We start from the raw sequence: 21487 nt of genomic DNA on the forward strand, positions 1-21487 counted from the left end.
AAGCGTCAGTGGAGACTGAGACTATGGTTGGCAAGATCATTCCCGTAATCATGGCAGGCGGCAAGGGCACGCGGCTGTGGCCGTTGTCACGGTCTTCTGCACCAAAGCAGTTTATACAGTTCGTCGGCGACCAGACGCTGTTTCAGTCCACGCTTGCGCGTGTTGCGGACGAGACGCTCTATGAGCCTGCAATCGTCATCACCAACGAAGATTTCCGCTTCCTTGCCGCCGAACAGGCACGTGAGCTTGGCCTGCCACTCACGGCGATCATGCTGGAGCCTTCCGCACGCAACACGGCACCGGCCGTTGCCGCAGCCGCTGCCTTCGTCGCCGAGAAGTTCGGCGATGATGCGATTTTGCAGGTGCTGGCCTCCGACCACGAAATCGAAGCGGGCAAGGCCTATTTCGATGCCATTCAGACCGCACGCAAGACGGCAGCAAGCGGCAAGCTTGTCACCTTCGGCATTACACCGACCGAGCCTTCGACCGGCTATGGCTATATCGAGATCGGTGACCAGCTCTCAAGCGGTGCGAACACAGTAAAGCGCTTCGTCGAAAAGCCTGCCCTGCCGGACGCTGAAAAGATGCTGGCGAGCGGTGGTTTTGTCTGGAACTCCGGCATCTTCATGTTCCAGGCCGGCGTGGTTCTCAGCGAGTTCGCCCGCTTTGCGCCCGCTGTTGCTGAAGCTGCAAGCGCTGCCGTTGCAAAGGCATCCGGTGACCTCGATTTCTTGCGCCTCGACGAGGCATCGTTTTCGGCCAGCCCGAACATCTCGGTCGACTATGCGATCATGGAAAAGACAGCAAACGCTGCTGTCGTGCCGGCGTCCTTCACTTGGTCAGACATGGGCAGCTGGGATGCGGTCTGGAAGCTGGGCGAGCAGGATGCCGATGGCAATGTCGCGCTCGGCAACGCGACGCTGATCAACACGAAGAACTCGCTCGTCCTGTCGCGCCACGGTCATATGGCCGTGCAGGGTCTGGATGGCATTGCCGTCATCGCCAGCGAGGACGCTGTCTATGTCGGCCGCCTCAACGACAGTCAGAACGTCGGCAACATCGTCAAGCAACTCGCCGCCGCCAAGGCGACTTCGGCTCTCACCGAAACACATCCAACCTCCTACCGCCCCTGGGGTGGCTATACCTCGATCCTCAACGGCGATCGGTTCCAGGTGAAACGGCTGTTTGTGACGCCAGGCAAGAAGCTCTCTCTCCAAAAGCATCACCACCGCTCGGAGCACTGGATCTGCGTCAAGGGCACGGCCGAGGTGACGATCGGTGACACCGTGCAGACGGTTCGCGAGAACGAGAGCGTCTACATTCCACAAGGTGAAGTCCATCGCCTGGCCAACCCCGGCAAGATTATGCTTGAAATGATCGAAATTCAGACGGGATCTTATCTCGGCGAAGACGACATCATCCGTATCGTCGACGAGTTCGGGCGCGGCTGACCTGGGTATTGTCAGCGACAACGGTAGAGTCACGAGCAACGCGATCCTACAATGGGTCGGACCGGGTCAAAATTGGATTGCGCTATATCGCGCCGGGTAAGCCTATACAGAACGCCTTCATTTCAGCTCCAGTAGCCACTGACCTGCCATTTCGAGTTTTCTCCAGCATTCATTGAAGTCGGCCTTTCAAAGGACGGACAAATGAAGATGCAGAGATTACGCAAGAGCAGATAACGGGGTGCTGGGTGTGCTGAGGGCTAGCGCAAAGGCCGCCGACATGGACCGCAAGAGCGGTAGCGGAGCGACGTTTTACAACTGGAAGGACAAATACGGCAGCATGGACCGATTGAGGGCAAGGCAGCTTAACACGCTTGGAGAGATAAGAATTTGAAGCTGAAGAAATTGGTAGCAGAGAATTAGTTGGACGTTGCTGCTCCTCGCGAGCTTCCCGCAAAAAGGTAGGGCATGCCGCAAAGCCTGATGCCATCAAGCATCTAAAGGCCCTGAGGGTTGTTTCGGAACGGCGGGCCTTCTAAATCATCTCAGTAGATTCGCGAGATGGTCCGCTCCGATCTTGCCGACCTTGCGACTACGAGCTGCAATTGGGGTTATGCGATCTGGCCAATGAGCGCCGTAGGCTACAGTATAGCAATCCAATAAACGGGAAAACGCTCCGTCTTGAAGCCGAAGCCGCAGACGAAGAGGTTTAGGACAAAAACTGCGATGGCGAAACCGAGATGCTGAAAACTCGCTATTAGCCGCGCATCCTGCGGCATCAGGCCAAGCGGAAAGATGAGCAGCAGCATTTGTAATGCTCGCTCGGTGGCTACCGTTCTCCTAACTCTCCGACCATGCATTGTCCTCGTCCCTTGAGAAGCATTGTTGCCATTTGACTATGGAGCAAATTGAAAAACAACCTGTCAGCAGTTGAAGATTCCTCGTCATGATCGCCTGTGACAAAATTCGCCATGGCACATTTATCAGGAACAGACCGGTCGCAAATGCTGCTTCCGCCTGAAGTGATGGACGATTACGTTGGCCCGGACAACCCGGTTCGGTTCATCGATGGTTTTATCGATGGACTGGATTTGCAGTCGTCCGGTTTCATACGTGTCGAGCCCAATCTGACAGGTCGTCCCGGTTATGACCCGGCCGATCTTCTGAAGCTCTACCTATATGGATATTTGAAACGGGTGAGGTCGAGCCGTCGGCTGGAAGCCGAGACGCACCGCAATATCGAAGTGACCTAGCTGCTGCGGCACTTTACGCTAGATCACAAGACGATCGCCAACTCTCGCCGGGTGAACCATGCCGCCTTTCGGCAGGTATTCCGGGAATTCGTCATTCTGTGCCGTCAACTTGACCTGTTCGGAGGCGAACTGCGGGCGGTCGATGGCACGCGCATCAAAGCTGTCAACAATAAGGACCGCAACTTCACGCGGGCGGCGCTGACAAAGTTCATCCGCGAGGCGGCGAACGGCTGACCGAGTACACGAAGCGGCTCGATGACGGCGATGCACAGGAAGAGAATACCACCGGCGGCGTGCCACGAGCCGAAAACCTCGCCGAGAAGATCGCCCGCGATCAAGGGAAAGAGCGACTGCCATAAGGCGCTGCTCGATGAGTTGGATAGCACAGGCGAAGACCAGATATCGCTTACTGATCCGATAGCCGGGCCATGGCGCGCACGACCAAGGTTGGAGTCGGTTACAACATCCAGCTTGCCGTCGACGTGAAGCACAAGCTGATCGCCGAACAGGAGGTCAGCAGCCAGGTGGTTGACATGTGCTTGCTGACACAGACGACGGAGGCGGCGATGGACAATCTCGGCGTCGAGCAGATCGAGGTGGTCGCCGATCGCGTCTACTTAAAGGTCGAGGACATTGAGGCCTGCAAGAAGGCGGGCATCACCACCTATGTCACAAAGCCCCTCCGTGGCGCCGCGGTTCGCGAAGGTTTCTTTCCGAAGGACAAGTTCCGCTATGATGCCGAGCATGATGTCTACGTCTGCCCGGCCGGACAACACCTCTCGTCACGATATGAGAAGAAAACGCGCGATTTGAAGCTTGTCGAATACTGCAACCGGGAAGCCTGCCGGTCCCGCGCTCTGAAGGCGCATTTCACCCACGGGTATCGACGGGTCGGCCGTGTCGAGAACGAGGCGGTTCTGGATCGGATGGCAGCGCGCCTCGCCGCCAGACCCGGAGTGCTGGACCTGCGTCGAGAAAGTGTCGAGCATCCGTTCGGTACGATCAAACAGTGGATGTACATGGGAGCTTTCCTGATGCGCAGGTTGGAAAACGTCCGCGGCGAGTTGAGACTGACGGCACTCGCGTACAACATTCGCAGGGCCATCACCCTCGTCGGCGTTCCCGGCCTGATCGCAGCTGTCAGGATGTGAGATGACCTTCGCCAAGCCGAAATCGTCGCTACCGATGCATTCCGCTTGATATAATGAGATATCCGCAGACTTCTGACACGGTCTGCCTGATTTTCGCGACAGCGGTCAACGTCGCAGCCACATGTCGCCGTAGTGGATCTCAATCCGCCTCGACCCTGCTCTCTGGGTGGGACTTGGCCTGGTTAGTGAGAACGCCGAAAGCGATTCCGGCCAACGTACCGGAAGCAATGCAATTACGAGCTGCACAACCCGAAGAGACAGGCGATCGCTCCATTCGGGCTACATAGCCGAGAAGTTGGTTGGATATCCGACGCTCTCTCGGGAGACCAGATCAACCGTTAGTGCAAGCAATCTGTCATCGAGTTGGCCGAACTGGTTAGTAGGACGCCCTTGGAGCTGCCCGGCGTCCAGCAGGGCACATAGCCGCTTCATCAATTGATTTGTGCGCGGGCGAAATGCTTTCGGACGTCGCTCTTTGTTGCGGGAAGATCTCTATGCCGAATCGGCTACGTCGAGATGATCGCCGGCGCGGCAGGGGATGATCCGGTCGTGAAGGGCGTAGCCGAAGCGGAGGTCTCATCCGCCGCGAGTGACCTGACTCTACTCCGGCGGTGACAGATCCGTCCATGTCCGCTTGAAGATGAAGTCGCCGAGATGTCGGATTTTTTCGCGCCATGCGTCCAGGCCCTGGCGTTCTTCGAAGCGTTTCACCGTATCAATTCGCAGAAGGTAGGACAGCATTCTGGGTAGGAAAATGCGGCGCATGCCCGGGACCGGGTCCTCGTTGCAAACGGCGCTGGCGTGCAGGCAGTAGGATCTCAGAAACGCCGATGCCTCCCGTCTGAACACCGGGATGTCATAAGCCCGCATCATCACCATCATGAAGCAGCCGGCATCAAAGCCGGGGCGGCCGATGTAACCTTCGCCCCAGTCGATTAGATACAGTTTTTCGTCGATGTAGATGAAGTTTTGCAGCAGATGGTCGAGATGGCAGACGATCTGGCCGGCTTCCGCCAATTCCTGGTCCTCGACATCGAGCGTGACGGCACAATGTTCCATCAGCGCGTCGAAACCGGCGAAAGGTTCGGTGTGATTCTTTCTATAGCTGGAGGCTATCGCCCTAATATTGTAACGCCGACCGACGCATGCTCCGGACTTGTAGAAATCCAGCTCGCCGTCGATGACGCCACCGTTGGAAAACAGATGACGCCTCGTCTGGGCTTCGACACCTGCAATGAAGGCACCGATGTCACCGAGGTCTCGCAACCGTCGCGCCGGGCGTCCGTTCAGGAATTCGATATCGAGAATGGTCCTCAGCGGGCCGGTTCGGTGGCGCAGCAGACGTGCGGTAAACGGGCTGGACACCGACTGGGACGCCTCGGCCAGCCGGTGAATTCTGACTTCCCTCGGGGTTGCGAACAGCCGCGTATTGCGAATTTTCTTTTCGAATATGCTCTGCCTGCTCATGTCGGTTCCGTCGTTCCTGTGCTTAGCCGGCGAAACTACCATTTATTACATTTTTGTGAAGGTAGAACTCTGCCAGTGGCGAGCGACATAGGGGTGAAGGGATGAACCTGTCCTTCACTGAGTGGAGCCATCCCGACGTTGCTATTTTGCGTACTTCCTATTCCGCCCCTCCCCTATTTGGTAGCGGCACGCGCTTGAAAAGGTCTGACTCTGCTCACTCAGCGAGCCGATGGCAATCGAGCTTGCAAAATCTGCCGGCATGGCCACTAAATCAGCCCCGCCTCCCCCCATCAGGGCTGTCATGTTGATTTTTGCGAGATCGTAAGCCATTGAAATCACCGTAAAGAAATTCTTAGAGGAACGCTGTATCAATGTTGTTGTTCTTCACATGGTACGACCGAATATTGATGCGCTAACCACCGATAAGCACCTCTTATCGTGGGTTAGCCATCCGCGGGAAATTTCTTGCCATCTCGCATGCAATCTCTATATTGAAGCCACGAATTCACGAGGCACACCATGTCCGAACCGCAGCTCTCCATTCGCAGCAGCAAGGCCCGAGATCTGGCCCATGCCCTCTCCCGCCGCACGGGCCAGCCGATCAACCGGCTCGTCGAACTGGCACTCGAGCGTTACGACCAGGAGCTGCGCGCTGACAACATCCGCTATCCCATGGACGCCGTATGGGATCTGGCAGCCGAGGATCTTCGCAATATCGCACCCGGCACGACGTCCAATCACGATGACTTCTACGATGAGAACGGTCTGCCGATATGATTGCCGTCGATACGTCTGTTATTATCGCGATATCGATGAAAGAGCCGGAAGCAGATGTGTTCAGACCACTGATGGGACGTGAGCCGGTCACCATCGGTTGGCCGACCTTGCTTGAGGCACGGATGGTCCTGTCGGGTAAAGGATTCGTCAGTGCCGCCAAAATGATCGGGCGACTTGCCGAAACTGCGAATGTCACGACTGTCGCTTTCGATGAGAAACACTACCGGGCAGCAGAAGAGGCTTTCGAGCGTTTTGGCCGGGGTCGTCATCCAGCTGCGCTCAATATGGGCGACTGTTTCTCGTACGCTGTTGCCGCTGTTGCCAAGGCGCCGCTCCTGTTCAAGGGGCATGACTTCGGCCACACTGATCTCAAACTGCATCCCGCGTCGTCGATGGCATGACAAACACTGGCTCAGACCCGGTCGATCGCCGCGCCCAAGAGTTGGACACGATTGCAGCAGTGCTGCCTCTGGAGCGGCGCGATGAACTTGCAGAGTTGCTCACCGATCAGGATGTCGCAACGCTGCGCCATCTGGTCAACGAGGGAATGGGCGAAAATACCCTTCGAGCCCTCACGTCTGATCTTGCCTATCTGCAGGCCTGGTCGCTGGCGGCGATTGGCAAATCTCTGCCCTGGCCGGCGCCCGAAGCCCTGCTCCTAAAATTCGTCGCACATCATCTGTGGGACCCGCAGAAGCGCGAAACCGATCCGGATCACGGGATGCCGGCAGAGGTGGAGCAGAACCTCCGAAGCCAAGGTTTTCTAAAGTCGGCAGGCCCGCATGCACCCGATACCGTGCGCCGGCGCCTCGCCACGTGGTCGACGCTCACGAAGTGGCGCGGACTAACCGGCGTTTTCGCCTCCCCTGCCCTAAAGTCCGCGATACGGCTCGCTGTGCGGGCGACTCCGCGACAACGTCGTCGAAAGAGCAACAAGGCTGTTACCGGCGATGTCCTTGGCAAGATGCTGGCAACCTGCAACACCGAGAGCTTGCGCGACATCCGTGATCGAGCAATCCTGATGGTCGCTTTCGCCTCGGGCGGTCGGCGCCGCAGCGAGATTGCCGCTATGCGCGTCGAACAGTTGACCGTCGAGCCATCGATCGATCTTACCGATGGCTCTCCCCTCCCCTCGCTTTCGATCCATCTTGGCCGCACGAAGACATCTGGCGCCGATCATGATGAGGTCGTTTATCTCACCGGCCGACCCGTCAATGCGCTGAATGCCTGGCTTGCGGCAGCCAGGATCGACAAGGGTAGCATATTCCGAAAAGTCGATCGCTGGGGCAATCTCTCCAAGCGGCCGCTCGAGCCCAGCGCGGTCAATGCGATCGTCAAGCAGCGGGCTGAAATGGCCGGGCTCGATCCTGGGGAGTTTTCCGCACATGGGCTGCGATCAGGATATCTGACGGAAGCCGCCAATCGCGGCATTCCGCTGCCCGAAGCGATGGAGCAGTCGCGGCATCGATCCGTCCAGCAGGCGTCTAGCTACTACAACAACGCTACGCGGCGTAGCGGGCGTGCAGCCCGCATGCTGTGAGCGGCTAACGCGCAAGCGCGCCGGTCGCCGCTACTGCCCGGAGTAAGGCCGTACTATCCGTTGCTAAATACGGAAGCTGCTGAGTTTAGTTGCGACTATCGATTACTTCCCGGCTCCGAGTTAATTTGCTTACTCCCCCGGTCTTCGATAATCTTGTACCGATAATCGGCACTTGAAATTCCCTCGAGACGTTTATCGGTATTCATTTGACAATCGATATTAATCCCGCTTTTCTGCAAGCAGGAACGATTTCGAGAGGGATTGAGCTGATGTCTGAAGTCGTAAGGGTTAAGAGCGGCAGCAAGTTTGAAGAGCTCTTCTGCTTCTCCCGTCTGGTCAAAGTCGATCGATGGATCTACTCGTCGAATACCGCGGGCCGCAATTATCAAACCCGCGAAATGTCCCCTGATACCGCAGAGCAGGCTAACCAGGCGCTGGACAATCTTGCCGGTGCGCTTGCGGGTGTTGACGCCAGCCTCAATGACACAGTCCGCTTCGATATCAGCGTCGCCTCGCCGGAAGACCTTGAAATCGTGCTTGGTGTAATCGCAGACCGCATCCGCGGGAGCGATCCGGCACATACGATTCATATCGGCGCCATGCCGCATCCGGAAATGAAGGTCGAACTGGCCCTTGTTGCGTTCATCCGCGACCAGGCAACGCCCGACATCGTGAAGTCAGTGACCGTCTGATTTTGTCGCAACCCTTATAGTCAAGGATTTTTTTCAATGGCTGATGTGGTCGTTATCGGTGCAGGAATCAGTGGATCTGCGAGCGCCTATGAGATGGCGAAGGAAGGGCTTGACGTTGTCCTGATTGATCGTTTCGGTCCCGCTTCCATGGCATCCGGCTGGACTCTTGCCGGCGTGCGTCAGTCCGGGCGTCATCCCGCGGAACTGCCGCTTGCCAAATCTGCGGTCGCGACCTGGGCAACGCTCGCTGAGGAACTGGACGGAGATACCCACTATCGTCGTGGGGGTAATCTTCGTCTCGCACGTACACCTGAAGAAGCAAAGATCATCGAAGATCTTGTGCGTGAGCAGAGTGCTGAAGGGCTGGAACTGCATTTCCTATCCTCTACTAAAGATGTGCGCGAGGTCGCACCCGCCGTTTCAGAGAGAGTTCTGGTTGCGTCTCACTGCCCAACCGATGGAAGTGCCGATCCTTCCTCGACCGTTCTGTCTTTCGTGCGCGCCGCTGAACGGCTTGGCGTAAAAACTCGCTTTGGGGAGCGAGTCCTTAAGATTGAAATAGAAAATGGCGCAGTATCGGCGGTCGTCACCGATCAGGGCCGAATCGCGACGTCCAAGGTCGTGGTAGCGGCCGGGATTTTCGGCAACGAGGTGTTGAAGCCGTTGGGCTACGAAGTACCGCTGCAGATACCCATGGTTACCGTGCTGCGTTCTTCGCCGGTCGATTCCGTGCTGCAGCAGGTGATCGGTGTTGCCAATGCCGATTGTGCCGGGCGGCAGGAATATAATGGTCGCTTCAGGGTCACCAGTGGTCTGCAGGACTGGCATGGTGGATTGATCGAACAACGGCTTCAGGACGGCGGCGTCAGACCCCGCGTCCTGCCGACGGGTCGCAGCATGGCCGAGGTCGTCGAACTCTTCGGTGACGTCGTTCCAGCCTTTGCAGAAGCGCAGGTGGAAGACTATTGGGCTGGCCTCATCGACATGACACCCGATGCGCTTCCGGTCATCGACAACACGCTGGATGTTGAGGGACTAGTAGTCGCCATGGGCTTTTCAGGGCACGGCTTCTGCCTCGGTCCTGTGACAGGCAAGATCATCTGCGACCTCGTACAAGGCAGGCCTTCGCGTCTGCCGATCGAACCGTTCCACATCCGGCGTTTCGATACGCTGCGCAATGCGCAGGAGCCTGCAACACTACACGGATAGCGGCCGAAGAGCCGCCGACTGCCTTTAATTCCATCGAAGCAAAACAATGGGGAATGGCATGACGATGACAAGGGGAACTACAAGAACCAAAGTTCTAGCATCCGTGTTTGCTTTCGGGGCTATTGCCCTTGGCTCGCAAACGGCAGCAGCGCAGACGTTGCGTGTCGCAGTGCCTGGCAGCGACATGGCGAGCCTTGATCCATACCGCGCAACCGCAACGCTTGACGTTAACGTCACCAATTGGCTGTTCAACGGCCTCGTACGCATCAAGCCAGGCCAATATAACCTCGGCATGATCGAGCCTGATCTGGCAGAAAGCTGGACCTCTTCCGACGACAAGAAAGAGTGGACCTTCAAGTTGCGACAGGGCGTTTCCTGTCAGGGTGACTATGGCCAGCTGACCGCCGATGACGTCGTTTTTTCGCTGAAGCGAGCATCCACAAAGGACACGTCCAGCTTCTTTGGCGACTATGCTGCCTTCGAGACGATCGAGGCTGTCGATCCCCAAACCGTTCGCATCAAGCTTAAGACGACAGTCCCCAGCCTCCTGGGCCTCCTCGTGCCTTATCACGGTGGAAACATCGTTTGCAAAAAGGCGGTCGAGGCGCTGGGCGCCGAATTTGCAAGGACACCTGTCGGCACTGGTCCGTTTCAGGTTGTCGAATATCAGCCGCAGCAGTTTGTCCGCCTTCAGGCCAACGAGAAATATTTTCGCGGCGCACCGAAGATAAAGGAAATTGTATTCAGGTACATGGCATCCGACGCCAGTCGCGATCTGGCCTTCCAGTCCGGCGAAATCGATCTGGTCAACGGCAAGTTCGAAGACAGCTGGCTGAAACGCGTCGCCACACTGCCTGACACAACGGTTGATGTTCTCGGCGTGCCAGAGCTCCATGCGGTCCACCTGAACATGTCTAGCAAGCCGCTGGACGATATCCGCGTCCGTCAGGCGATTGCGCATGCGATCGACCGAGATGCCATTGTCGGCTTCCGCGGCGCTTCCCTCACCAAGGCCGCAAGCTCCGTCGTTCCTTCTGGATATCTAGGCTACAAGAGCATCGAGCTTGCAAAATATGATCCGGTGCTTGCCAAGAAGCTTTTGACGGAAGCGGGCTATCCCAACGGGATTACCATCAAGTCCGTGCAGACGACCCTGCCTGCCATGCTGACGACGATGGAAGTGATTCAGGCTCAGCTGAAAAAATCCGGTATTAACCTCGAGTTTCAGCTGGTCGATCACCCGACCTTCCACGCACAGATCCGGCAGGATGTGTCTCAGGTCGTCTATTACGGTGCAGCGCGCCTGCCGATCGCCGACAGCTTTCTGACCCAGTTCTACGAATCCAAGGCAATTGTCGGAACACCTGGTGCGATCGTCAACTTCTCACACTGCAGCGCTGCCGACCAGGAAATTGCCGCTGCTCGCAGCGAACCGGATGCCGAAAAGCAAAAAGCTCTGTGGGAAAGTGCACAGCAAAAAATCGTTGAGGCCGTGTGCTCGGTACCGCTCTATGAGATGGGTCAGCCGTGGGCATGGACCAACAAGCTGAAGTTCGCCTATCCTGTCGAGGGGTCCCTAAGCTTATCTCCACCTATCGACGAAACAACCGTTCTGGAACAGTAAGCCCTTGACCGGTTTCGTTCTCAGACGCCTCGGCTTTGCCATCGTAACTCTCGTTTGCGTGCTCACCTTGGTCTTTTTTGTGATCAGGGTGCTGCCCGGAGACCCGGCGCAAGTGATGCTGGGCGACCAGGCGAGTGCCGCGAGCATTGCGACCCTCCGTCAGAAGCTCGGCCTCGATCAGCCAATTACCACGCAGTATCTCACCTTCATGAGTGGAGCGCTGCGGGGCGATCTCGGCAACTCGATGATGACTGGCCGCCCGGTCCTGCAGGAAGTGTTACGCGTCCTGCCATATACGATCGAGCTGACAGTTGCAGCCCTGGTACTCGGTGTTGCTCTAGGGCTGCCGGCGGGCATATTGGCCGCCGTCAACCGCAATCGCATTCCCGACTATCTTACCCGCATGGTTTCCTTGCTTGGGCTTTCCGCGCCGGCGTTCGTCTCCGGCATTCTGTTGCTGATCGTTTTTGCCATCATCCTGAGATGGTTTCCGGTGATCAGCGGCGGTCGCGCCACGACCTTCGTTGGACGCATGCAGGAGCTGGCGCTACCGGCAATCAACCTTGCGCTCATCATGGCTGCCTACGTCACGCGCGTCACCCGCTCGGCGATGCTCGAAGTCTTGAGCCAGGACTACGTCCGCACTGCCCAGGCCAAGGGCGTTCCCGACTATATTGTCGTCTGGCGGCATGCGCTTAGAAACTGCCTGATCCCGGTCGTCACCGTTGTCGGGCTGTATCTCGGTATTCTGATCGGAAACTCAGTTCTGACTGAGATCGTCTTCAACCGACCAGGTCTGGGAAAGCTGATCGTCGGCGCCTTGTCGCAACGTGACTATGCGATGCTCCAGGGAATGATGGTCGTTTACACTTTGATCGTCGTGCTCGTGAACCTTGCAACCGACCTCGTCTATGGTCTTATCGATCCGAGGGTGCAATATCGATGAATACGACACCACCATCTGCACTTCCGCCATCATCGCGGACGAAGCCCGTATCCGAGTTCGCAGCCTTGGCAGGTTTGACTGGACGAACGCTCAAGCGGGCTTTTTCATCGAACGTGACAACCTGGGTCGGCACGCTTCTATTTCTAGCCATCGTCCTACTGGCACTCCTGGCGCCCTGGATTGCAACCCATGACCCTCTCGAGCAGGACATCATAGCCAGGCTGCAACCCCCTTCATGGGAACACTGGCTCGGAACCGACAATTACGGCCGCGATACTTTCTCGCGGCTGCTGGTCGGAGCGCAGTATTCACTCGTGATCGGCTTTTTCTCAATTGTGCTTGCCGTCATCGTCGGCACACTGATCGGTCTTATTGCAGGGTATGTCGGCGGCAGAACCGATATAATCGTAATGCAGGCAATGGACGTCGTCCTGGCTTTCCCTGCCCTTATCCTCGGTCTCATTTTGGTCGCCATGCTGGGAGCAACTGTCACCAACATTATCATCGCCATCGCGTTTACTGCTGTGCCGCAGTTTGCGCGCATCGCCCGGGCGCCGGTGATTGCGATGCGCGAACGAGAATTTGTTCAGGCGGGCAAGGCACTCGGCTTTTCAAATCTGCGCATCATGTTTCGCCATATCCTTCCGAATATCCTTTCCGACATTCTTGTCATGGCATCACTTTGGATGGCGACGGCAGTTCGGACAGAGGCCTCGCTCGCTTTCATCGGTCTGGGCATCGCGCCGCCAACCCCGACCTGGGGCGGCATGGTTCGCGAAGGGTTCGAGACCATGCTCGACAGCTATTCGCTGGCGATTATTCCGAGCCTTGCTGTGCTTGTCCTCGTCCTTGCACTCAACCTAATTGGTGACGGCCTCCGCGACGCGATCGATCCAAAACTGGGGTCAGAGACATGAGTGAGATCACGCCTCTGGTTCTTGATATCAACAATCTGGTCGTTCGCTTCGGTAAGAACGACGTGGTCAAAGGCCTGTCGCTTCACGCAAAAGCCGGAGAAACGGTGGCTCTGGTCGGCGAATCTGGTTCCGGAAAGAGCGTAACTGCCCTTTCGATCATGCAACTTTTGCCCCAGAATGCTGTGATAGGCTCCGGCAGCCTTCATCTCGACGGTATCGACATGCTGTCGCTCTCCAAGACGGATCTGCGCAAAGCGCGTGGGCGGCTGGCCGGCATGATCTTCCAGGAGCCGATGACCAGTCTCAACCCGGTGCTGAAGACAGGCTTTCAGGTGGCCGAGGCTTTACGCTATCACAAGGGCATGAGCCGCAGCGAGGCCGAGGCCGAGGCGCTGAGACTGTTCGACCGGGTCCGCATCCCTGATGCCAGACGCCGTTTCCAGGAGTTTCCCCACACGTTCAGCGGTGGCATGCGCCAGCGCATCATGATTGCCATGGCCCTCGCCTGTCGCCCCAAACTGCTGATCGCCGATGAACCGACCACTGCACTGGACGTGACGATCCAGGCGCAGATCCTTGACCTCCTTCGCGACCTGCAACAGGAGACTGGCACAGCTATCCTGTTCATTACCCACGACATGGGTGTGGTGGCCGAGATCGCTAACCGCGTGGCGGTCATGCGCCATGGCGATCTGCTTGAAAGCGGACCAGTCGAAGAGATCTTCAATCGCCCTTCGCATGACTATACCCGAACCTTGATCGCTGCAGTGCCACGGCTGGGCGATATGCGCGGCAGCAGTACACCTCGTCGTTTCGCCGAAATCCTGAAGCCCGACAATCGAAAACCCGCGCCTGCTTCGATTGAAGTGGAAGGCGATAACGACGGCGGACCGCTTCTGACCGTAGAAAATCTGGTGACGCGATTTGCGGTGCGCGGCGGTACACTAGGTCGCGTATCGGGCGCAGTTCATGCCGTAGACGATGTCAGTTTTGCCATTTCGAAAGGCGAAACGCTTGCACTTGTCGGTGAGTCCGGATGTGGGAAATCCACGACCGGCAAAAGCATTCTCCGGTTGGTCGAGCCAAGCGCAGGAAAAGTCATATTTGAAGGCGAGAACGTGCTGGCGACGCAAGGACCAGCGCTCCAGAAGCTGCGACAACGCATCCAGATGATCTTCCAGGATCCATTCGGATCTCTCGATCCACGGCAGACGGTTCGCTCCGCCATCGCCGAGCCGATCGCAGTGCACGGGCTGGCATCCGGTAGCGAAGTCAATGATCGGGTTGCCGACCTAATGCACCGAGTCGGATTGGACCCGAACCGCGGAAGCCGCTTCCCTCACGAATTTTCCGGCGGGCAGCGACAGCGCATTTGTATCGCTCGGGCCTTGGCTTTGTCCCCACGCATGATTATTGCCGACGAAGCGGTGTCGGCCCTTGATGTCTCGATAAAGGCGCAAGTGACTGATCTCATGATCGATCTGCAGGAGAGCCTTGGCCTTTCCTACCTGTTTATCAGCCACGATATGGCCGTTGTCGAACGTATCAGCCACCGAGTTGCGGTCATGTACCTTGGCCGTATAGTTGAGATCGGGCCGCGCGCGTCAGTCATCGAGAACCCGCAGCACCCTTACACGCAGCGCCTTCTGTCAGCAGTACCGGTCGCGGATCCTTCAAAGGAACGCCGGTTGAAGAGAAAGGCGCAGGTCACCGAACTGCGCAGCCCGATCCGATCACTCGGTTACGAGCCGAAATCGCAGGCCTTCCGCGAGGTTGGCCGGGACCATTTCGTGGCGGAGCTCAATGAGGACTTCACCTGAGCGAAACGGTGCCGCATGTCTATCTTACGGCGCAACGAAGTCATCCGTGCAATTCCACAGCACCCGCCTTCGCACCTTCGGGGAAACGGTCGATCCGAAATGGCTCGATCGGATATGGCGAAGTGTTGCCGACCGCAAGCGCGCTGAGGATCTTGCCGGTGACGGGACCAAGGCAAAAACCGTGACCTGAAAAGCCCATTGCAATAACAAGCCCCGCAGGCTCTTCTAGTTGTTGAATGACGGGGATGGCGTCTACCGACTGGTCGATAAGCCCACACCACATCCGGTCAATCTTAAGTTCGGCGGAAAACGGCACGAGCGCTGTGAACCGCTGCAGGATCTCCTGAACGCTCTGCAGCGTTGGGCTGACCGAAGGCAGAGGGTTGTGGTCCATCTCGCCGTCCCAGACCTCGTGACCACCTCCCAGCCGGATATGCCCTCCGACCTCCTGACGTCCGGTGGTGTCGCCATTGGCGACGCCGATTACCTGCGCGAATTTCGGTTCAACCGGAGAGGTCCGTATCATTGTCGCGCTCATCGTCTGAAATGGTACGTGATGACCAAGCGGCTCCAACAGTTCGTTGCCGTATACACCGCCAGCCAGAACAACCCTGGATGCAGGGATAGTGCCCTTGTCTGTGACGACCCCACGCACATGGCCGCGCGATACCGCAATCTCGAGCACGCGTTCCCCGAACCTTAGCTTGGCCCCTGCCCGTTCGGCTGCGTTTACGAATGCATTGACGGTGGCGACTGCATCCGCCTGCCCGTCCGTCGCGCAGAAGGAAGCCGCAAGTATCTCTTTGGATAGATAGGGTGCGAAGCTGCGCACTTCTTCTCTGTCGAGAAACCGGATATCCAAGCCAGCCGAAGATTGCGAAGCAACGATCGTGTGGATCGCCTCAACCTCTTTCGGCGTGCGGGCGCAGCGAAGGTTGCCGCCGCGCCGATAATGAGTTTCGCCGTCCAAACGCTCATGAAGGCTGGCCCACATATCCACCGCTGCTCGAGCGAGTGGCAACTCCGCCGGATGACGACCTGACTGCCGGACACCCGCCATGGTCCAGCCCGACGCCATCGCAGCCGGGCCATAGCGGTCGACTAGAACCACGTCGTGGCCTTGTACTGCTAGTTCGTAAGCAGTGCTTGCACCGCTGATGCCTGCTCCTATGACAACCACGTCCGCCATTGCGTTTCCCTTCTTGCAATTGCCTGCAGGAAGCTTATTCGAGACAGAGATCACGTCAATTAGAAAGCCAATAATTGGTATTGCAATATTTATCTGTTCCGAATATCGGAATATTCTTGTCGGTGGGACGCCTTTGAGAAGCGGCCTACCTTGGTATCAGTAATTGCGCGAATATAGCCGGCATTGAGTGCGGACACAGGAGATAGACATGGCGAGCGAAGGTTCCAGTAATGTCGAGCGGGCTGGCGAGATACTCGTACATCTCGGCAATGCCGGCACGGAAGGATTGGCCCTTCAAACGATCGCCGCTCAACTGGGTGACGCCAAGTCGGCAACCCGTCGGGCACTCGTCGCCCTCTCAATCCGCGGCTTTGTAGAGACGACTGCGAAACGCGGGCATTATCGCTTGGGACCGGCAATATACGGGCTGGCAAACAAACCAAGCACAGTAAACGATCTGGTCGCGCGCTTTCGTCCCGTCGTTATGGCTGTCGCCGCCCGCACAGGTCATTCTACTTACCTTATGACCCGCGCGGGTTTCGAAGCTTTATGCATCGACATGCATGAGGGCAATGCCATCATTCGTACTCTTTCAGGAGGCGTTGGAGGTCGTATCCCGCTCGGTGTAGGACCTGGTAGTCTCTGCATTTTGTCCGCACTTGATGAGGCAACTCGCAATACGGTGATTGAACACAATGCCGGCCGATATGTGGAGCGGGGGACGGATTCACAGAGTGTCACTGCCATGGTAGAAAACGTCCAACGGCAGGGCTTTAGCTACGACATAAGTCTTACCTATCCAGAAGCGGCTGGCGTTGCTTGTCTGATCGAAAGGCCTGACTTGGGAGCAATTGCTGCGATCTCGATTGCGATGCCGTCGGCGCAGATGAAGGATGAGACGGCCAGCGATATCGCCAAAATTATGCGCGAGGAAGTCAACCGTAGCTGAACCTATGTTCGAGGCTACCACCTGAGTATCTAACATCCCTAAGGAGGAATTTCGTCTTCAAGCCTTTCGGTGGACGCGTACACTCTCGAAGGTGCTCGTGTACAAGCATCCATGACTCAAACTAACGTGCGGTACAATTGGAAGCGATGCCTCCGCTCACGGCTGGCGCCTAACGTAGCTTGTATGCTCTTTACAGAATGTAGAGGTACCGCAGCGGGTGCTTTATGGGCGTTGTTATTGCGCATCTCACGCTTGAATTCATTGACTACTGTTGTAGCACAATAAGAGGTGGCTCGGGAAATCTGCACAGCGGGGATAAGTGGAATTTCTGCCTGACTTCGGCTTAGATGCCAGGAACAGGAGATACCATGACGAGACGACCGCGCCGGAACCATAGCCCGGCTTTCAAGGCAAAAGTGGCGCTCGCCGCCATTCGAGGCGAGCAGACGCTGGTGGAACTGTCCCAGCAGTTCGACGTGCACGCCAACCAGATCAAGCAGTGGAAAGACCAGCTCCTTGAGGGAGCGACAGGCGTTTTCGGCGATGAAGCGAAGGCGGAACCGGCGGGTCCAACCGTCGATGTCAAAACGCTGCACGCCAAGATCGGGGAGCTGACGCTGGAGAATGATTTTTTAGCCGGAGCGCTCGGCAAGGCGGGATTGCTGAGCGGAAAGAAATGATCGACCGCGAGCATAAGCTATCCGTCGTGCGCCAGGCGAAGCTTCTCGGCTTCAGCCGTGGCAGCGTCTATTATTCGCCGCGTCCGGTGTCTGACGGCGATCTGGCTCTGATGCGCCGGATCGACGAGTTGCATCTCGACTACCCATTTGCCGGAAGTCGGATGTTGCAAGGGCTCTTGAGGGGAGAAGGGCTGGAGACTGGGCGGCTGCACGTCGCCACGCTGATGAAGAAGATGGGCATCGAGGCGATCTACCGTCGCCCGAACACTTCGAAACCGGCTCCCGGTCACAAAATCTATCCGTATCTCCTCCGCAAGCTGGCGGTCACCCGCCCCAACCAGGTCTGGGCGATGGACCTGACCTACATCCCCATGGCGCGGGGCTTCGTCTATCTTTGCGCGGTCGTCGACTGGTTCAGTCGGAGGGTTTTGTCGTGGCGGCTGTCGATCACGATGGAAGCAGCCTTCTGTATCGAAGCGGTCGAGGAAGCGCTTGCCCGCTACGGAAAGCCGGACATCTTCAACACCGATCAGGGCTCGCAGTTTACCTCCGTCGACTTCACGGCGGTGCTGAAAAAGGCTGAGATTGCCATCTCGATGGATGGCAAGGGTGCGTGGCGGGACAACGTCTTCGTCGAGCGGCTCTGGCGTTCGATCAAATACGAGGAAGTCTACCTCCACGCCTATAAAACAGTGTCCGAGGCCCGCGCTGGCATCCGCCGCTATCTGACCTTTTACAATAGCCGACGCCCACATTCATCCCTTGACCGGAGGACGCCGGATCAGGCCTACTTCAACGCGCTGGCACCAATGATGGTGGCGGCATAATCGAGGTGGAAATCCACTTAGCGAAACGCCCGAAACTGTTCAGACAAACCGAGCCAGCTCTGACGTAGCTGTAGTGCCGTGCTGATAAACGATGGCCTCACCGCCGTCAGTGGGATGGGCAACCGAGATTACGACAACCGAAACTGTTGAATTGACTCAACCAAATTGCGATGTTGTGTCGACCTCCGATTGGCATGCAATGTTCTGGGATGGATGACGTTAATGAGTTTGCACCAGGCTGCACTTACGGAAATGACTGCTCGTGCCGATCGTTTGCGTGACAATAGACAATGGCTGGCTGCGGCCACGCTCTATGGCGAAGCACTCGAACACGGCACACCATCGGCGGAAGGCTGGGTCCAGTACGCGCACATGCTAAAGGAGGCAGAGCTGTTCGAGGCGGCGATCCGAGCCTACGAGTTCGCCATCCACTGCGACGGAACTTACCCCGATGCCCGCCTCCACCTTGCTCATCTTTTCAAGCGCCTAGGTCAGTTGGCCAACGCACTTGCTACCTTTGAAGCCCTAAGCGCCCTGCCGCTGTCACCACCTGTCGAGCAGGAGATCGCTGGCCTGCGCGTTTCTCTAATGCAGGCAGGACCGAATGCGCCGACTAACCTCGGTACACGGAATGAGGGCATGGAGACCGCTACGTGCCTTGCTGGTTTTTCCAGGCTGCAAGGCCGTGAGGAGATCCGGATTGCGGAGATCAATGAGCGCAACGGCCAACGGGATGGCGAAGCCACGCCGTTCGGTTTGTCCATGGTTGAGATACTGAGGCTCGCGAAGGAACGGTCCTTGCAGGCTCGCCTCAATCCGAAGGCTCACCTCGTCATCCGCGAAAACAAGTTCGTCGCGACAACGAAAGAACCGCAGTTTTCGGTCATCGTGGAAGGTGAGCAACTTCGTCCCGGCTGGTTTTCGATCGAGCTTGAGGTGTCGGGAACGGCGATGGTTTTTACCCCGGTTCTGTACGTCGAACATCGTGCGGAATGGTCGAGATTTTCTACATTCAACCTGCGACCCCAGGGCAATGGAAAGTTTCGTGCAGTCGGCTTGCTTGAAGACGCGGTGTTACGCCTTCGTCTCGATCCAGCGAGCACCGAAGGAAGCTTTGTTGTCAACGCATTCTCGCTTCGACAGATTGGTATGGCAAGCAGCTTTAGGCATGCTCGCAGGATAGACCGTGATGCGGCGCGCGCTGCTTTGACGGACCTCAGGACACACCGCTCCTCAAACCGGTTCGCCCACGATCTGGCAAAAATACTGTCTTATCCCGGACGCGACGCCTACGAAACCTGGATCGCCAAGCACGATACCGTAAGCGATGAGGACCTCGCGCGGTTCAGGCGGGCGGTCGATCGCTGGCGAACACGCCCGATGATCTCGGCCGTCGTTTCAATCAGTTCAGAGACGGCCGAGCGCGGAGAAGAGACACTCAGATCGCTGAAGCGCCAGATCTACGAGAACTGGCAACTGCATGTCGTTTTGGCTCGAGATGTTCCGCAAAATAGAAAGGATGCGATCACGAGCCTTCAAGAGAACGACACAAGGTTTATCACTACCTTTGCCGAAGAGGATAAGACCGCGCAGTCCCTACTCAATGCTTGCGACGGGCGCTTTGTAATTTTCCTGTCGGCAGGAGACATACTGGCCCCAAGCGCGCTCTATAAGCTTGTCGAGCACCATATCGCCAAGCCCATGTCGAAGCTAATCTACAGCGATGAAGACGCAATCGAGAACCAGCGTCGGCATTCTCCGCTTTTCAAGCCGGACTGGGATCCGGATTATTTCTACGCAACGAACTACGTGGGACGAGCGGTTGCGTTCGAGACCGGTCTTGCACAAAGTTGCTGCCCTTCTTTCGGCAACCTCGCGAACCTCGATACGCAAGAGCTCGTGCTGCGAGCGGCCGAAGTGCTGTCCCCGGACGAGATCACGCATATTCCGCGTGTGCTCTACCACCGAGGAAGTCCAGCAAAGACGAGTGGCAGTCCCTTGCTGCCCTATCCAATGACGGAGGCCCGGCGTCAGGCGGTTGAGGACAGTCTCCGTAGGCAGGGCCGACGAGCAAACACTTCAACCCTGCCTGGAAACCTTTGCCGGGTCATCTGGCCAGTTCCCGATCCTGCGCCGCTGGTGACGTTGATTATTCCCACGCGCGACTACGCCGATTTGCTGCGAGCCTGCATCGACTCCATTTTGGACCACACCGACTATCCCGCTTTCGAGATCGTCATCGTGGACAATGGCAGTGTGGAACAAGAGACCCTTGCTTACTTTGATACTCTGCGCAGCAGACACAACATTCGCATCCTAGCGGCGCCGGGGCCATTCAATTTCTCCAGACTCAACAACAGCGCCGTCGAAAACGCACAGGGCAGCATGCTCGCCCTGATCAATAACGATATCATTGTGACTGATGGCGGCTGGCTTCGAGAAATGGTTTCTCAAGCCAGCCGTCCTGAAATCGGCGCTGTCGGAGCCAAGCTTCTCTACGACACTGGACACATCCAGCATGCGGGCATCATCTGTGGTATCGGTCTGGTGGCCGCGCATCCCCACAAGTTTCGCGGTGGCGATGATCCAGGCTACATGGGACGGATTGCGGCGACCCAATCGCTGTCCGCCGTCACCGCGGCCTGCTTGATGGTCGAAAAAGCGAAGTATTGCCAGGTAGGCGGCATGGATGAGAACAACTTGAAAGTGGCTTTCAACGACGTCGACCTGTGCCTTAAACTCGACGCGGCTGGCTACCGCAATCTCTACACTCCTCACGCTACGCTCATTCATCTTGAAAGCATCAGCCGTGGCCTCGATACATCATCAGAAAAGGCAGAGCGCTATCGCGCCGAAGCGGCTTTCATGCTGGCAAAGTGGGGCGATAAGGTCAGACGCGATCGGTTCTACAACGTGAACCTCACCGCGGAACGAGAGGATTTTTCATATAGAGACTGACCCTGCTGGCGATTTACAAACTCGAACGCCTCGGCACTAG

Annotated in this window: 20 protein-coding genes; 16 read left to right on the forward strand and 4 right to left on the reverse strand. The window is 57.2% G+C overall.

The features are described 5' to 3' along the window. Positions 1–23: 23 nt before the first annotated feature. Complete coding sequence (locus tag ACQY1K_RS21055; RefSeq protein WP_430259218.1) at positions 24–1451, forward strand: mannose-1-phosphate guanylyltransferase/mannose-6-phosphate isomerase; 1428 nt, start codon at positions 24–26, stop codon at positions 1449–1451. Between the two features lie 638 nt (positions 1452–2089). On the opposite strand, the gene ACQY1K_RS21060 is transcribed toward ACQY1K_RS21055, so the two are convergent. Next, positions 2090–2257 (reverse strand): hypothetical protein, encoded by a 168-nt coding sequence (locus tag ACQY1K_RS21060; RefSeq protein WP_430259220.1) that lies wholly within the window; start codon positions 2255–2257, stop codon positions 2090–2092. Positions 2258–2452: 195 nt separating this feature from the next. On the opposite strand from ACQY1K_RS21060, the gene ACQY1K_RS21065 reads away from it, so the two are divergent. The 3 genes from ACQY1K_RS21065 (at position 2453) to ACQY1K_RS21075 (ending at position 3852) form a co-directional block, all read left to right on the forward strand. Then, positions 2453–2701: a transposase gene (locus tag ACQY1K_RS21065; protein ID WP_430259222.1), complete on the forward strand. Its 249-nt coding sequence runs from the start codon at positions 2453–2455 to the stop codon at positions 2699–2701. Between the two features lie 51 nt (positions 2702–2752). Further along, positions 2753–2935 (forward strand): hypothetical protein, encoded by a 183-nt coding sequence (locus ACQY1K_RS21070; protein WP_430259224.1) that lies wholly within the window; start codon positions 2753–2755, stop codon positions 2933–2935. A gap of 194 nt (positions 2936–3129) precedes the next feature. Further along, the gene (locus ACQY1K_RS21075) at positions 3130–3852 is read left to right on the forward strand and encodes a transposase (RefSeq protein WP_430259226.1); all 723 of its coding nucleotides are present in this window, start codon (positions 3130–3132) and stop codon (positions 3850–3852) included. A 600-nt stretch (positions 3853–4452) separates the two neighbouring features. Here ACQY1K_RS21075 and ACQY1K_RS21080 read toward each other — a convergent pair. Together ACQY1K_RS21080 and ACQY1K_RS21085 are read right to left on the reverse strand one after the other, a co-directional pair. Further along, positions 4453–5319 carry a phosphotransferase gene (locus ACQY1K_RS21080; RefSeq protein ID WP_430259228.1) on the reverse strand — a complete coding sequence of 289 codons (867 nt, stop codon included), beginning with the start codon at positions 5317–5319 and terminating at the stop codon, positions 4453–4455. 141 nt (positions 5320–5460) lie between these two features. Beyond that, positions 5461–5649, reverse strand: coding sequence for a hypothetical protein (locus ACQY1K_RS21085; protein WP_430259230.1), 189 nt, complete (start codon positions 5647–5649; stop codon positions 5461–5463). A 189-nt stretch (positions 5650–5838) separates the two neighbouring features. On the opposite strand from ACQY1K_RS21085, the gene ACQY1K_RS21090 reads away from it, so the two are divergent. The 9 genes from ACQY1K_RS21090 (at position 5839) to ACQY1K_RS21130 (ending at position 14844) form a co-directional block, all read left to right on the forward strand. Then, positions 5839–6096, forward strand: a complete 258-nt coding sequence (locus ACQY1K_RS21090; protein ID WP_158481325.1) for a type II toxin-antitoxin system VapB family antitoxin — start codon at positions 5839–5841, stop codon at positions 6094–6096. Continuing rightward, positions 6093–6497: a type II toxin-antitoxin system VapC family toxin gene (locus tag ACQY1K_RS21095; protein ID WP_430259232.1), complete on the forward strand. Its 405-nt coding sequence runs from the start codon at positions 6093–6095 to the stop codon at positions 6495–6497. Before ACQY1K_RS21090 ends, ACQY1K_RS21095 begins: the two co-directional genes overlap by 4 nt. Then, positions 6494–7636 carry a site-specific integrase gene (locus tag ACQY1K_RS21100; RefSeq protein ID WP_430259234.1) on the forward strand — a complete coding sequence of 381 codons (1143 nt, stop codon included), beginning with the start codon at positions 6494–6496 and terminating at the stop codon, positions 7634–7636. Before ACQY1K_RS21095 ends, ACQY1K_RS21100 begins: the two co-directional genes overlap by 4 nt. A gap of 206 nt (positions 7637–7842) precedes the next feature. Further along, positions 7843–8328: a Rid family hydrolase gene (locus ACQY1K_RS21105; protein ID WP_430259236.1), complete on the forward strand. Its 486-nt coding sequence runs from the start codon at positions 7843–7845 to the stop codon at positions 8326–8328. Positions 8329–8364: 36 nt separating this feature from the next. Next, positions 8365–9537: an NAD(P)/FAD-dependent oxidoreductase gene (locus ACQY1K_RS21110; RefSeq protein ID WP_430259238.1), complete on the forward strand. Its 1173-nt coding sequence runs from the start codon at positions 8365–8367 to the stop codon at positions 9535–9537. A 157-nt stretch (positions 9538–9694) separates the two neighbouring features. Further along, positions 9695–11161, forward strand: coding sequence for an ABC transporter substrate-binding protein (locus tag ACQY1K_RS21115; protein WP_430259240.1), 1467 nt, complete (start codon positions 9695–9697; stop codon positions 11159–11161). A gap of 4 nt (positions 11162–11165) precedes the next feature. Next, entirely contained in the window at positions 11166–12107 is a 942-nt protein-coding gene (locus tag ACQY1K_RS21120; RefSeq protein ID WP_430259242.1) for an ABC transporter permease, read from the forward strand. After that, positions 12104–13024, forward strand: a complete 921-nt coding sequence (locus tag ACQY1K_RS21125; protein WP_430252107.1) for an ABC transporter permease — start codon at positions 12104–12106, stop codon at positions 13022–13024. The genes ACQY1K_RS21120 and ACQY1K_RS21125 overlap by 4 nt, the downstream gene beginning before the upstream one ends. Continuing rightward, positions 13021–14844 carry an ABC transporter ATP-binding protein gene (locus ACQY1K_RS21130; RefSeq protein ID WP_430259244.1) on the forward strand — a complete coding sequence of 608 codons (1824 nt, stop codon included), beginning with the start codon at positions 13021–13023 and terminating at the stop codon, positions 14842–14844. The genes ACQY1K_RS21125 and ACQY1K_RS21130 overlap by 4 nt, the downstream gene beginning before the upstream one ends. A gap of 40 nt (positions 14845–14884) precedes the next feature. Here the strand turns inward: ACQY1K_RS21130 and ACQY1K_RS21135 are convergent, their stop codons facing one another. Next, entirely contained in the window at positions 14885–16033 is a 1149-nt protein-coding gene (locus ACQY1K_RS21135; RefSeq protein ID WP_430259246.1) for an NAD(P)/FAD-dependent oxidoreductase, read from the reverse strand. 208 nt (positions 16034–16241) lie between these two features. Here ACQY1K_RS21135 and ACQY1K_RS21140 point away from each other — a divergent pair, with 208 nt between their 5' ends. From ACQY1K_RS21140 to ACQY1K_RS21150, 3 genes are all read left to right on the forward strand, one after another. Next, positions 16242–16982, forward strand: a complete 741-nt coding sequence (locus ACQY1K_RS21140; RefSeq protein ID WP_430259248.1) for an IclR family transcriptional regulator — start codon at positions 16242–16244, stop codon at positions 16980–16982. Between the two features lie 368 nt (positions 16983–17350). After that, a protein-coding gene (locus tag ACQY1K_RS21145) for an IS3 family transposase (RefSeq protein WP_430257338.1) occupies positions 17351–18489 on the forward strand; the annotation gives its coding sequence in 2 pieces (ribosomal slippage) (positions 17351–17618 and positions 17618–18489; 1140 coding nt in all). Between the two features lie 222 nt (positions 18490–18711). Further along, on the forward strand, positions 18712–21447 hold the full coding sequence (locus ACQY1K_RS21150) for a glycosyltransferase (RefSeq protein ID WP_430259250.1): 2736 nt from the start codon (positions 18712–18714) through the stop codon (positions 21445–21447). Positions 21448–21487: the final 40 nt, after the last annotated feature.

This window comes from Neorhizobium sp. IRS_2294 (assembly GCF_050500145.1).
In the GTDB taxonomy this organism is placed as follows: Bacteria; Pseudomonadota; Alphaproteobacteria; order Rhizobiales; family Rhizobiaceae; genus Neorhizobium; species Neorhizobium soli.

What these genes read in the sequence shown, in the direction of transcription:
- ACQY1K_RS21055 (WP_430259218.1), top strand. Translation starts at nt 24, where the DNA reads ATGGTTGGCAAGATCATTCCCGTAATCATGGCAGGCGGCAAGGGCACG.
- ACQY1K_RS21060 (WP_430259220.1), bottom strand. Translation starts at nt 2,257, where the DNA reads ATGCTGCTGCTCATCTTTCCGCTTGGCCTGATGCCGCAGGATGCGCGG.
- ACQY1K_RS21065 (WP_430259222.1), top strand. Translation starts at nt 2,453, where the DNA reads ATGCTGCTTCCGCCTGAAGTGATGGACGATTACGTTGGCCCGGACAAC.
- ACQY1K_RS21075 (WP_430259226.1), top strand. Translation starts at nt 3,130, where the DNA reads ATGGCGCGCACGACCAAGGTTGGAGTCGGTTACAACATCCAGCTTGCC.
- ACQY1K_RS21080 (WP_430259228.1), bottom strand. Translation starts at nt 5,319, where the DNA reads ATGAGCAGGCAGAGCATATTCGAAAAGAAAATTCGCAATACGCGGCTG.
- ACQY1K_RS21085 (WP_430259230.1), bottom strand. Translation starts at nt 5,649, where the DNA reads ATGGCTTACGATCTCGCAAAAATCAACATGACAGCCCTGATGGGGGGA.
- ACQY1K_RS21090 (WP_158481325.1), top strand. Translation starts at nt 5,839, where the DNA reads ATGTCCGAACCGCAGCTCTCCATTCGCAGCAGCAAGGCCCGAGATCTG.
- ACQY1K_RS21095 (WP_430259232.1), top strand. Translation starts at nt 6,093, where the DNA reads ATGATTGCCGTCGATACGTCTGTTATTATCGCGATATCGATGAAAGAG.
- ACQY1K_RS21100 (WP_430259234.1), top strand. Translation starts at nt 6,494, where the DNA reads ATGACAAACACTGGCTCAGACCCGGTCGATCGCCGCGCCCAAGAGTTG.
- ACQY1K_RS21110 (WP_430259238.1), top strand. Translation starts at nt 8,365, where the DNA reads ATGGCTGATGTGGTCGTTATCGGTGCAGGAATCAGTGGATCTGCGAGC.
- ACQY1K_RS21125 (WP_430252107.1), top strand. Translation starts at nt 12,104, where the DNA reads ATGAATACGACACCACCATCTGCACTTCCGCCATCATCGCGGACGAAG.
- ACQY1K_RS21130 (WP_430259244.1), top strand. Translation starts at nt 13,021, where the DNA reads ATGAGTGAGATCACGCCTCTGGTTCTTGATATCAACAATCTGGTCGTT.
- ACQY1K_RS21135 (WP_430259246.1), bottom strand. Translation starts at nt 16,033, where the DNA reads ATGGCGGACGTGGTTGTCATAGGAGCAGGCATCAGCGGTGCAAGCACT.
- ACQY1K_RS21140 (WP_430259248.1), top strand. Translation starts at nt 16,242, where the DNA reads ATGGCGAGCGAAGGTTCCAGTAATGTCGAGCGGGCTGGCGAGATACTC.
- ACQY1K_RS21150 (WP_430259250.1), top strand. Translation starts at nt 18,712, where the DNA reads ATGAGTTTGCACCAGGCTGCACTTACGGAAATGACTGCTCGTGCCGAT.